The organism is Halobacillus sp. BAB-2008 (assembly GCF_000328325.1).
In the GTDB taxonomy this organism is placed as follows: domain Bacteria; phylum Bacillota; class Bacilli; order Bacillales; family Halobacillaceae; genus Halobacillus.
In genome coordinates this window covers 37,689-50,022 of sequence record NZ_ANPF01000018.1, presented here as the reverse complement: position 1 = coordinate 50,022, position 12,334 = coordinate 37,689, and the positions used below count along the sequence as shown (strand labels likewise).

Sequence of the window (12,334 nt, the reverse complement as noted above, 5' to 3'; positions counted from 1 at the left end):
TCATTCTCCTTTATAGAAATTAGCTTTGTACGTCGTCTTCCTGATGATTGGATCAAGAACGACCATCAGAGCCGGAAGTACGAATACAACCATCAGGAAGGCAAGCAGCGCCCCTCGACCAAGCAGCAATCCGATCGATGAGACGATCGGGTTGGAAGAGGTCATCCATAAGATGAATCCGACGCTCGACAAAATGGCAGCCGACACGAAAATTGAGAAGATCTTCTCATCAATCGTTCTCTTGATGGCCTGCAGGGCCGGCATGTCTTTACGCAGATGGTTGTAATTCTCTGTGAACAGGATCGCATAGTCCACCGTAGCTGCCAGTTGAATCGTACTGATCAGCAGGTAGCCGACATAGACAAGTGGCGTATCCGAGAAATACGGAAACGATAAGTTAATCCAAACCGACAGCTGAATCGTCACAAGCAGAATCAGCGGAATCGAAATGGAACGGAACGTCAACAGCAGCACAAGCGCAACCGTAATGATCGTCAGTGCATTGACAAGCGTGTTATCCTTCTGCACGATATTCTTCATGTCGTACAAGGTTACGCTTTCCCCAAGAAGGTGGTTCTCTTCATAATATTCATCCGCGGTTTCTTTCACCTTCTCAATCAGAGAGAAAGCTTCCTCTCCTTCCGCGTCCGTTTCCGTATATAACGTGATGCGGGCATAATGCTCGGAATAAAAGGCCTCGGTCATCGATTCCTCCAAAAATTCAGGCGGAATGGCCGGGCTTACGATATTCACGTAAGACATCACGCTCGAAATACCTTCCATATCCTCCAATTCCTGAACAATCTGCTCTTCTTTAGCCCTGTCTCCACGCGGGACGAGAAGCACCATCGGCATATTCTTGCCGAACTCCTGTTGAATCGCTTCGACATCCTGGCCTGCTCTCGTATTATCAGGCTGCTCCCCCGTTCCGTAGATGAAGCTCGTTTGCCCTTGCGCAAGGTATGCCGGGACAATAAGCAGGACGACAAGAATCAGACTGGGAACCTTGAACTTCATGACTCGGCGCCCGACATTCTTGAAATCAGGAATGAACGCTCTATGCTTGGTCCGGTCGATCCACTTATAGAACATAAGCGTAAGAGCCGGAAGGAAGATCATGACGCTGATGAAGCTGAGCAATATCCCTTTCAAAAGGTTCAGACCGAGGTCGGAACCGATTCCGAAATCCATGAATGTAAGGGCAGTGAATCCGAAGAACGTCGTGGAAGCACTGGCAATGATTGCGGGGAACGAACGTTTCATGGCCAACTGCATGGCTTCTTTCGGATCTTCCACCTGCTTGCGGTAATCGGAGAAACTGTGCAGCAGGAAGATGGCATAATCCAGGGATACAGCAAGCTGCAGAATCGGTGCCACCGACTGAGTAACGAATGATACTTCACCAAGGAAGATATTCGTCCCTAAATTAATCAGAACCGATACGCCGATCGCCACCAGGAAGAAGACAGGCTCCATCCATGACGTCGTCGACAGCACGAGAATAAGAATGATGATCGGAACGAGCAGAGCCGCCGCGTAGGCTGATTCACTACCGGTCATTTTCTGGGATGTCGCGGTATTGACCGCTTCCCCTGCAACCGCATTATCCTCTCCGATCAACTCATAAATCGCATCGGTCGCATCTACTTCAAATCCTTCCGCGATGTTCAACGAAAACAAAGCGGCGTTATCTTTATAGTAGGAGTCCGTCATATCGGCATCTGCCATTTCCAATGGAACTTTTAAATCAACCACATCGTCGAGCCATGTGACGCCGCTGACTCCTTCAATCGCCTCCAGGTCTTCTTTATACTGAAGTGCCTCGGTGATGGAAACATCCTGAATCATCACTCGCGCATTCTCCACCGGCTCATCGAACTCTTCCTCCATTAAATCCATCGCCTCCATCGACGGTGAATCCTGTGGAAGATAATCGACCATATTATAGTTCACCGATACAGCGAACTGTGCCACAGCACTTAGTAAGGTAAGTATCGTAAATAGGATGACAATGCTTTTCTTATGTTTGATTACTGATGATGTCCAGCCTATAAGGCCTCCCCCTCTCTTGCAAAACGCGTTGGTACACTTTAATATTTTATTGACACTGTGTTGGATATTCAACAAACAGTTTTATAAATTACGTCAGTTTCCCGACACGAACATGCCTTTGTGTTGGATTGTCACATAACTGTAACGGTTAAGGAGTGAAATCATGAGTGGAAAACTGGACCGCAGAAAGAAATACACAAGAAAAGTTCTCAAAGAAAGCTTGATCATCCTGCTCGCAGAAAAGAAGATAGCCGACATCACCGTCAAAGAAATTTGTGAAATCGCCGATATCAATCGTTCCACCTTCTATACCCACTATACGGATCACTACGACCTCCTTCATAAAATAGAAGCAGAGATTACCGAAGATATGAAGCAGTATTTACAAAATTACAGCTATGAAAAAGAAGAAGAATCCCAGCAGATGACGGAGAAGATCCTGGAGTATATCATCGACAACAAGCGTATGTTCCAAACCCTTCTTACGAGCGACTCCGCTTCCAGCTTCGAACAGAAGATGATGGAGCTCGCGAGGAGCTTCATGCTGAATAATTGGATGAGCGACAGTAAGGTAGAGAAAGAAGAATCCGAATACTTCAGCTCCTTCGTTATCAGCGGCGCCATTCATGTCATTAAGGATTGGATCAGGAACGACATGACCCAGCCGCCAGGGCAGATGGCTGCCATGATCCACACCTTCATCAACCACGGCTTCTCTTATGTAGAATAACCTGCAGACAAACTACGATACAAAAAAGAGCGGTAGAACCCTTGAGTTCTACCGCTCTTTTTGCAAGTTCAGATAGAGAGCTTGCCTGAACGGATATCATCCGTCATCCCTTTGTATGGAGCCTCAGAAACAACCGTCTCCTTATCTATTCCAACGTGCTTCTTAAAGGTGATATCCGCGAATTCAGGTACGACATATTTAGGATACGTCTCATACTTCTCTCTGGATTCCTCCATCAACTCGATATGATCGTTCTGATAACAAACTGTGATATCCGGACGTTCATGCACCCACTTAGGGAAGAAAATAACTCCGTGCATCCGGTCTTCATCGGGCATGAAATTCAGCGAAACGTCGGTACCTGTAGGCTCGGTCCAGGAAACCTTGAACACACCGTCGGTAATTTTGACGATATCTGCTTTTTGGTTACGGACCCAGCGTCCTCCGACCATACCGCTGTGGATCCGGTAGTCGATCGTATCCGCATTCTTAATGTACATTTCATATTCCCAGCCGTTCTCGTACGTATAGATCATTTGCGTTCCAAGAAATTCATTCAAGTTTTTCATGCTGATTTCACCTCTCCAATTATCAAAACATGTAACTATTTACATGTTTTATTTTACATGTAAAACTTTACTCTTATGCTATAATGTTGTCAAACGATCGAATCAGGAGGTCTCGGATGGGACGCAGAGTATTAAAATATGCAATTTTAGGTTTACTGAGTAAAGAAGATAAGAGCGGTTATGATATCACTGCTGAATTTAAAGGGGCGATCGGACAATTTTGGAGTGCCAAGCACAGCCAAATCTATGTAGAATTGAAAAAGCTCCTGGAGGAGAATTTAATTTCTCTCTATATTGAGATGGCAGGAGCCAAGCTGGAGAAGAAAATGTATCACCTTACCAGTGAAGGAGAGGAAGAATTGAAGAAGTGGCTGACCACCCTGCCGGCGGAGGTCGAAACAGAAAAAGATACTTTCGCTCTCCGGATGTATTTCCTGAAGGATATCCCCGAGAATAAACGGGCGGAGGTATTTGAAAACCAGAAGAAGCTTCGAAAAGATAAGCTGTGTGAGCTTAAATCAGAATTCCAGAGCCTTTTCGGGCCGGATACCGACCCACTTCAATTAAATGCAGAAGAACTCGGTCATTATTTCGTATTGACGAAGGCCATTACCAGAGAAGAAGGCTATGTTGCCTGGCTCGAAGAGAGTATTCACTTCCTTCAGAGATGATCATAAGAAGAAGSATCATTACAGCAGATGCCTTCCTTTTCTTAATTACTAAACATGTATTTTCCGTGATTTTTACGGAGCGACAGAGCGATTCCCACCATCATCATCGTCGAGAACAGGGAACTTCCCCCGTATGTAATGAAAGGAAGTGCGATCCCCTTCACCGGCATCAAACCGATGACCATTCCGATATTCTGAAAAATTTGTGCAGACATGCTGACCGCTATAGACACCATTAAACAAGTTCCGAAGAATACCTCCGTTTCTTCCGCAAACTTGAAGAACTTGTAGATGAGCAGAAAAAAGAGGAGTACAACGATAGTGGCTGCAATGAATCCTCCCTCTTCAGCAATGGCGGCAAAGATGAAGTCGGTGTGCTTCTCCGGAATGTAAATTTCTCCGTTCATCAGCCCTTTTCCGGTAAATTGACCACTTCCCGCCGCCAATTGCGCCCTGTGACTCTGATAAGACTGATCCTGACTCGTCGAAGGATCGAGAAAACCGACAATCCTATCCTGTTGGTGCGGCTTCAAAAGAGGCAGCACATATTCCTCCATCACTTCAGGCTGATACAGGAAAAGAGTGACCACCGAAACAAGGAGCACCACTGGGACGATCACTAAAACAGCCAAAATTCGTTTCGAAATGTTCGAGAGAAAGATCATACTCCCGATTCCGATGAAATAGAGTATGACCATTCCCGTATCCGGCTGCTGGTACACGAACAAGGCAGGCGGAACGGTCAACAACATAAGTTTCCCTAACATCCTTATATCTGTCCAGATAGTACGGGCTTTCCCGGCCTGGTAAGTGGCAAGGATGCTCGCGGTTAAAATAAACAGACTGATCTTCAGAAATTCCGACGGCTGTATGGAACCGATCAACGGGATATTGAACCAGCGCTTCGCTCCATAGATCACAGGCGCAATCCCCGGCGGTGCCCACCTCAACACGAATACCGATGCAAACGAACCGATGTAAAGGGGCCACGCCAGACGCTCAATTTGATCGATATCCAATTTAGCCACGATCAGCATTAATGTGACACCAATTGCATAATTGATGACTTGTCGACCCGCAAAGTTGATCGAATATACGCCTGCATTCTGACTGCTGTATATAAAAACAACACTGATCACAAAGAATGAAACGATTATACATAAAATCCCTTGGTCCAGCTTCTCCCAGTACGAAGCTTTCGTAGTCAATGATGCGCTCCTTCCGACTGTCCGAAACGCCGGAGTCCGTTCTTACCTTAGGTCATGACTTCGTAACCATCGACAGATACAACTGAACAGCTAACGCGTCATCCACATACCCGATTGGGAAGAAATAATCAGGGATGACGTCAACCGGGGCTATGAAGTACAGAAGAACTCCTCCAATAACCATAAGCTCCCGTCTACTCTTCTCTTTTTGAAAGAAAGCGTCATACATACGTTCCAGCTGTTGTATAAACGGGCCGGCGGCGCTTCCGACTTTCATTAATTTTTGTTTGAAATTTTCTTTTATGGACGCTTTTCCTTCCTCTGTACCGGCATAGGCCTGGTAAGAGGATAACTCTCCTTTAAGACGATCAAGGGAAAAATCACCATCATAACCTTCACTCACCTTCAGTAACTGATGGATCGTTTCGACGGATTGTGCAAGCTCATCGCTTCCCTTCTCCTCCTCATCCAAAGGATAATCCGCCAACCTATATAAATCTTTCAAAGGCACATCTAAAACTCCAGCGAGTTTTTCCAGATGTGCCGGTGTCGCTCTTCTTCTGCCGTTCATGATTTTAGAGACAACAGCAGGGTCGATTCCCGCCCTTCGTCCGATTTCTCTCATGGAAAGAGCAAGCAGCCCCATTCGTTCCTTTAAATATTCACCAAGTTTTGTTGATGAAGACAACAGCTTCACATCCTTACCGATTCATACATTTCATTTCTTTATTATAACATCTCAACCGTAGACAAATTGTCAACATTTTAAGCATACTTTTTCCTGACAGAAATCCTGCGGTATGTAGAGATATTAACAAGGATGCCTGCCGAGAGCAATAGAACGATCAAAGAAGAGCCTCCATAACTGATGAACGGGAGCGTTATTCCGGTAATCGGGAGTAATCCTGATACGGCACCGAGATTGAAGACCGCCTGCAAACCGATTTGGAAGGTCAGTCCGACAGCCAGCAGCTTCCCGAACGTATCCTTTGTTTGGACAGCGATACGTACCCCGCGGTACAAAATCGTCACATATCCCCCGAGGATGATAAGCAAGCCGATCAAGCCAAGCTCTTCCAGTACAATCGACATAATGAAATCCGTGTGCGCTTCCGGTAAATAGCCCATTTTCTCCACGCTGTTTCCAAGTCCTCTTCCTGTCCATCCCCCGGAAGCGATCGCTTTATAAGAGCCGATTAGTTGATACCCTTCCCCATTCGGGTCTGCCAACGGATCACGGAAAGAAAGGATGCGATCGAGACGATAAGAAGCAGTAAGGGCGAAATAGACGACGGCACTCCCGGCAATGGATCCAAGTATAAACAAATGCTTCCCCTTAACACCTGCACTCCATACGATGAACCCGCATGGAATGGCGATCGCGGATGCTGTCCCCAGATCCGGCTGCTGAAGCACGAGCAGGAAGACGACTGCCAGAAGAATCAAGGGCGGGGCGACCCCTTCCCGGAAATGATGGATCACCCGCTGGCGTTTCGAATAGAAATAGGCAAAATAGAGAAGCATGACAAGCTTGATCATTTCCGTCGGCTGAAGCAGAACGGGACCGATATGCAGCCACCTTTGAGAGTGATTCCTCTCTACGCCCACTGTCAGCACGGCAACCAGCAGCACGAGGGAAACGACGACCATCATGGTTATCCACTTCCCGTACCATCTGTAAGGGAGATAAGATGCTAAGGCCATGACAGAAATGCCGATTACAAGAGAGAACAGCTGCCTTTTGAAGAAGAACTGGGCATCTCCAAACTCCATGTACCCTTTGACGAAGCTCGCACTATATACCATCACCACACCGAAGGCTGCCAGAAGAATGACTACGACAATCAGCGCGTGGTCCATTTTCTTAAATTGATTCCACATCTCCTGTCACCATCTCACCGTTATATTTATTCCCTGGTGCTCGTTCATTATGGTACAAACGTTGACAAATTGTCAACATTGATCCGATAAAAAATAGACAGACCGAGCTGCCTATTTTAACTTTACAGAATTTCGTTGGACCAATTTCGTATGAAGCGTATATTTAGAATCGACATCCTGATTCTGGAGTGCTTGAAAGATGATATGGACGGCAAGTGCACCCACCTCATACTTCGGTTGAGATACCGTCGTCAGCGGCGGGGAAACGAATTCAGATATCTGGATGTCATCAAACCCGATGATGGAGATGTCTTCCGGCACCTTAATCCCGTATTCCTCAAAGGCCTTCAATCCACCGATCGCCATTTCATCATTTGCGAAAAAGACAGCTTCCGGCATCTCCTGCTGGGCAATCAACAATTTTGCAGCTCTGTAACCACCCTCCCTGGTAAAATCACCAGAGACCTTCCACTTGGATTGAAAAACGATGTTGTGCATATCCAATGCTTTCTTGAAACCCTCCAAGCGCCTCTTGTTATCATACGAATTCGAAGGGCCGCTTACATACCCGATTTTTTTGAAGCCGTACTTAATTAAATACTCGGTCGCAATGAAACCACCATGTTCGTTGTCTACCTCTACATGATAAATATTATCGTTATTCAACTTCCTATCGAGAACGACCAAAGGAAAACCTTCTCTCGCAGCTTCGACGGCGATATCATCGTCAATGTTGTGCGCGAGTATAATCGCTCCGTCGACTCTCTTTTCCCGCAGAAATTTAACCGCAGTAGACTCTTTTCCTCCCACGGAACTGCAGGCGATCAGGTCATAGCCGTTCGATACGGCAACATCCTGAACTCCTTTAATTAACTCGGAATAATACGGACCGGATAAATCACTTAATATCAACGCGATCGTATTCGTCCGATGCTTCTTTAAGTCGGAAGCAATGCCGTTTTTCTGATAGTTCAAGGCGCTTGCTGCTTCTTTCACGCGACGCTTTGTTTCCAGACTGATTTTATTACTGTCATTTAAAGCGTACGATACCGTCGATACAGCTACCCCGGCTAATTTAGCTACATCCTTAATCGTTGCCATTGTTCGTGCCCCCATCAAACTTATTTCTTCTGGTTCCTTATCGGCAACCACTCGAGCACGTGTCGAATAGCATAATCCCAATATTCCCAGTTGTGATCTCCCGGCTCGAAAGCAGAATCAATTTCTACTCCTTCCTGCTTACATTGCTCCAGGAACCGTACGTTATGTTCAAACAGAAAGTCATCTTCGCCGCACCGCTGATACAACAGCGGCAGACGTTTACCTGACTGTGAGATTTTGCTGACTCTATCCATTATATCGTTTTCCGTACCTCTTACATCCCCGTCCCCGAAAATCAATTGCAGCCAACGGGATTTATCACTATCTTCTTCTCGCATTTTGTCCAGGTGGAACACCATATCCGTCACCCCGGACATCGATGCGACTGCTTTAAATTGCTCCGGGCGATTCAATCCCCATTTCAACGCTCCGAACCCGCCCATGGAATGGCCGGCAGCGAATGTATCCTCCGCTTCCCCCGATACAGGAAACATGGACTGTACCCGCCTTGGCAGCTCTTCTGTCAGGAACGTCCAATATCTTCCCCCGTATTTCATGTCGGTATAGTAACTGTTATCCACTCCAGGCATAACCACAGCCAAACCGAGTCCTTCTACATAACGTTCCAGAGAAGTACTCCCTGTCCACGTGCGGTGATTGTCACTAAAGCCGTGAAGTAAATATAAGACCGGATATTTACTACTGTCTCCCTTTTCCAATTCTTCCAAAGACGGCTGCGGCAGCAGGACCGTGATCGTGGTTACTTTAGACAATACTTCTGAGAAAAAGCTGCACTCCATTTTCTGCATCGTCCTCGCTCCTTTCTTTTTTCCTCACTTAATTCCGGACACATTAAATCCTTCGACGATATACTTCTGAAAGATGATAAAAATAATTAAAATCGGGAGAACCATGAACGCTGAACCTGCCATCTGCAATCCATAGTTCGTTACATTTTCATCTTGAAGCAGCGCCAATCCTACCGAAAGGGTATAAAGCGACTCATCATTCGCTACGATTAACGGCCATAAGAAACTGTTCCATGATCCGATAAAGGTCAAAATGACTTGAACAGCAAGAATAGGTTTAGACAGAGGAATGATGATACGGGAGAATATATAAAACTCCCCGGCCCCGTCCAATCGGGCCGCCTCGATTAAATCATCCGGGATCGTAACCATGAACTGTCGAATAAGGAATATATTAAATGCAGCGATCAACCCAGGAAGAATAATACCAGCCATCGTATTGGTCAATCCCATTTCATTCAGAATCAAATAAGTAGGAATCATCGTCACCTGACCGGGCAGCATCATCGTAATCAATACCACCATAAACCATGCTTCTTTCCCTTTAAATTCGAATTTGCCGAACCCGTAGCCGGCCATTGTATTAAGGAGCAGCCCGAACATAGAAAATACAACAATAATTAACGTATTGATCAGATAAACATCGAAATTCAGTTCCTGAAACAGCTGTAAGTAATGCTGAAAGGTAGGATTTTCCGGAAAAATAGTAGGCGGAATCGCCAATACTTCGGTTTCCGTTTTAAACGAGCTTAGAATCATCCACAAGAAAGGCAAAGCCACCAATATACCGCCGATCAGCATGATTGCAACGACCAGCGTCTTTTCAAACCTATTCCTTAAATACATAGGAATCCTCCTTACACCGTTTGGTCTTTCCTAAATTTGAACTGCACTAAGGTTGCAATAATGACGATTGCAAACAAGACGAAGGAAGCGGCAGCTCCATATCCGAACTCACTATACTGGAAGCCTTCCTGATAGATGAATAAAGCGATAGAGTTCGTCCCGTTCAAAGGACCACCCTCTGTCATGACGAAAGGTTCCTCGAAGAATTGAAGCCAGCCGATCAAGGTCGTCACGGTAACAAAGAAGGTAGCAAAACTCATGGAAGGCAGAGTAATGTGAATGAGCTTGTGCCAACGGTTCGCACCATCAATATCAGCCGCTTCATAGTATGTACGAGGAATGGACTGTAATGCAGCAAGGAAGATGAGCATGCTTACACCATTACTCTTCCATACAGCTAAGAGAATGAGAGATAACTTCGCGATAAAAGGATCTTCCAACCACGGAACCGGATCGATGTGCAGCGTGTTAAGCACAAAATTAAACAATCCATACTGCTGGTTATACAGAAAGCCCCACACTACCGCGACTGCCACTATGTTGGTAATGGAAGGCATATAGTAGATAACCCGGAAGGTAGAGGAAAGCCATGAACTCAACAACTGCAGAAACAGTGCAATAATAAAAGAACTACCCACCGCAAGCGGTACACCGATCATGACATAAATGAATGTATTCCCTAAGGATTGTATAAACACAGGGTCTTTAAACAGCTCCACATAGTTGCTCAGTCCGGCAAAACTGATTGACGACCAGTCTGCAAGACCAGCGAGGTTCATGTCTGTAAAGCTGATTCCAAGAGCAATGATGATAGGTAAGAAAGCGAAAACCATTAATAATAAAACAGCCGGTCCTATAAATAGAAACGGCGTCCACTTTGTCTTCATGTGATTCATCCACGATCCCTCCAAGCCTCTTCCTTAATGTCTGAAAGACTCAGGTCATCCAGGCAGGTATCCTAGTACCCGCCCGATCGACCTGTCATGCAGATGTTTCCTATTAGTCAGTCTGCTAAGACCCTTTCCGTGTCAGCTTTATATTCCTGGATGGCATCATCTATATTCTTCCCGCCGCGATTGATTTCTTCGAGCTTTGTGATCAATTCCTGTCCTAGTCGTTCAAACTCCGGAATCAACGGAAGCGGCTGGGTGGACTCTAACTGTTCTCCGAAAGTACTGACCATCGGATCCTCGGAAAGCAACGGATCTTCCCACGCTTCTTTGTTAGCCGGGAGCTCACTGTTTTCTTCATACCATTTCAATTGCGTATCCTTATCAGCCATCCAATCAATAAATTCAAGAGCAAGGTCTTCCTTATCAGAATTATGGAAAACGGCCAAGTGCGCTCCGCCCATCATCGATTTGTTATTGTCTGCTTCCGGCATGACATGCACGTCCCAGTTCCCTTCAATTTCCGGGGCACGCTCCTTGATAGTCTTAATATCCCATGGTCCGCTGAAGAACATCGGTTTAGATCCGTCCGCAAAAGATTGGAAGAATTCTTTTCCCTCTTCCATTTGAGACAGTCCTTCATCATAGAATAAGTGATGAAGCTCTACCGCTTTCTTAAAGTCAGGACTGTCAAAGTTGTCCGCTCCTGCTCCGACTTCATACTCCCATCCCTGCTGCCATGCCATCATGAAAGGGAATTGAGGATCATTTGCAGGCAAATCGACCGCAAACTGACCTTCCCCGCGATCAGCAAGCTTACGGGAAGCATCGATCATATCCTCCCACGTTTCAGGCCCTTCCGGATAGCCGACTTCCCCCAGGATATCTGTACGATAGAAGAGAAGACGTGTATCTACATACCAAGGAACAGCTATCGTTTTGTCTTCATAAGTAGTGGTACCGATCGCTCCTTCATAGAAGTGATCCGGTTTCAAATTTTCATAGTCCCCGATTTTGTCTGACAAATCCATAAAGGCGCCGGCTTCTGCAAACTCAGCCACCCATGTCGTTCCGATTTGAATGACGTCCGGCCCTTTTCCGGAAGCAACCGCTGTTAATAGTTTGTCATGAGCATTCGCCCAAGGGATGGTCTGCACCTCCACCTTAGCACCGTTCGCATCTTCAAATTCCGTCACAAACTCCTTCAACCCACCGGACATGGTCCACACTTGGAGTGCGTCGGAATCTTCCCCTTCCCCGGAACTTTCATTGGAAGAACATGCCCCCAGAATGAATAGTCCACCGATAAATAAACATAAGACCAATCCTCTTTGCCACTTACTTATTTTTCTCTCCATTTCCGCACACCTCTCACTTTTTAAAAGAATTTAAAACCGAACCGTCGTCTAAACTCTTGCCACAAACAGGTGAAACGTTTCAATAACCAAAGTATAAAATAGCTTGCAAGCGGTTTCAAGTTATTTTTTAAAATATTCCGTATAATCCTTTAATTATAAGTTATATCAGCTATAAATCTTTTTATATCCGTGTGATGTTATATAAAAAACCAATTGAAA

Annotated in this window: 12 protein-coding genes; 2 read left to right on the top strand and 10 right to left on the bottom strand. The window is 45.7% G+C overall.

Going from position 1 to position 12,334, the window contains the following annotated elements:
* Nucleotides 1-1,941, bottom strand: a complete 1,941-nt coding sequence (locus D479_RS05245; protein ID WP_008634454.1) for an MMPL family transporter — start codon at nucleotides 1,939-1,941, stop codon at nucleotides 1-3.
* 274 nt (nucleotides 1,942-2,215) lie between these two features.
* Here D479_RS05245 and D479_RS05240 point away from each other — a divergent pair, with 274 nt between their 5' ends.
* The gene (locus D479_RS05240; protein WP_008634452.1) at nucleotides 2,216-2,782 is read left to right on the top strand and encodes a TetR-like C-terminal domain-containing protein; all 567 of its coding nucleotides are present in this window, start codon (nucleotides 2,216-2,218) and stop codon (nucleotides 2,780-2,782) included.
* A gap of 68 nt (nucleotides 2,783-2,850) precedes the next feature.
* Here D479_RS05240 and D479_RS05235 read toward each other — a convergent pair whose 3' ends face one another.
* Nucleotides 2,851-3,351 carry a phenolic acid decarboxylase gene (locus D479_RS05235; protein ID WP_039870852.1) on the bottom strand — a complete coding sequence of 167 codons (501 nt, stop codon included), beginning with the start codon at nucleotides 3,349-3,351 and terminating at the stop codon, nucleotides 2,851-2,853.
* 116 nt (nucleotides 3,352-3,467) lie between these two features.
* Between D479_RS05235 and D479_RS05230 the strand changes: the two genes are divergently transcribed.
* Nucleotides 3,468-4,022 carry a PadR family transcriptional regulator gene (locus tag D479_RS05230; protein ID WP_008634448.1) on the top strand — a complete coding sequence of 185 codons (555 nt, stop codon included), beginning with the start codon at nucleotides 3,468-3,470 and terminating at the stop codon, nucleotides 4,020-4,022.
* A gap of 41 nt (nucleotides 4,023-4,063) precedes the next feature.
* Here the strand turns inward: D479_RS05230 and D479_RS05225 are convergent, their stop codons facing one another.
* The 8 genes from D479_RS05225 to D479_RS05190 form a co-directional block, all read right to left on the bottom strand.
* On the bottom strand, nucleotides 4,064-5,230 hold the full coding sequence (locus tag D479_RS05225; RefSeq protein WP_008634447.1) for an FtsW/RodA/SpoVE family cell cycle protein: 1,167 nt from the start codon (nucleotides 5,228-5,230) through the stop codon (nucleotides 4,064-4,066).
* 52 nt (nucleotides 5,231-5,282) lie between these two features.
* The gene (locus tag D479_RS05220) at nucleotides 5,283-5,918 is read right to left on the bottom strand and encodes a DUF1232 domain-containing protein (RefSeq protein ID WP_008634445.1); all 636 of its coding nucleotides are present in this window, start codon (nucleotides 5,916-5,918) and stop codon (nucleotides 5,283-5,285) included.
* Nucleotides 5,919-5,995: 77 nt separating this feature from the next.
* Nucleotides 5,996-7,111: a putative lipid II flippase FtsW gene (ftsW, locus tag D479_RS05215; RefSeq protein WP_008634440.1), complete on the bottom strand. Its 1,116-nt coding sequence runs from the start codon at nucleotides 7,109-7,111 to the stop codon at nucleotides 5,996-5,998.
* 111 nt (nucleotides 7,112-7,222) lie between these two features.
* Entirely contained in the window at nucleotides 7,223-8,212 is a 990-nt protein-coding gene (locus D479_RS05210; protein ID WP_008634438.1) for a LacI family DNA-binding transcriptional regulator, read from the bottom strand.
* Between the two features lie 20 nt (nucleotides 8,213-8,232).
* Nucleotides 8,233-9,021, bottom strand: coding sequence for an alpha/beta hydrolase family protein (locus D479_RS05205; protein ID WP_008634435.1), 789 nt, complete (start codon nucleotides 9,019-9,021; stop codon nucleotides 8,233-8,235).
* Nucleotides 9,022-9,045: 24 nt separating this feature from the next.
* Entirely contained in the window at nucleotides 9,046-9,867 is an 822-nt protein-coding gene (locus D479_RS05200; protein ID WP_008634433.1) for a carbohydrate ABC transporter permease, read from the bottom strand.
* Between the two features lie 11 nt (nucleotides 9,868-9,878).
* Entirely contained in the window at nucleotides 9,879-10,763 is an 885-nt protein-coding gene (locus tag D479_RS05195) for a sugar ABC transporter permease (RefSeq protein ID WP_008634431.1), read from the bottom strand.
* A 107-nt stretch (nucleotides 10,764-10,870) separates the two neighbouring features.
* A complete protein-coding gene (locus tag D479_RS05190) occupies nucleotides 10,871-12,115 on the bottom strand; it encodes a sugar ABC transporter substrate-binding protein (protein ID WP_008634429.1) in 1,245 nt (414 codons plus the stop codon).
* Nucleotides 12,116-12,334 lie beyond the last annotated feature (219 nt).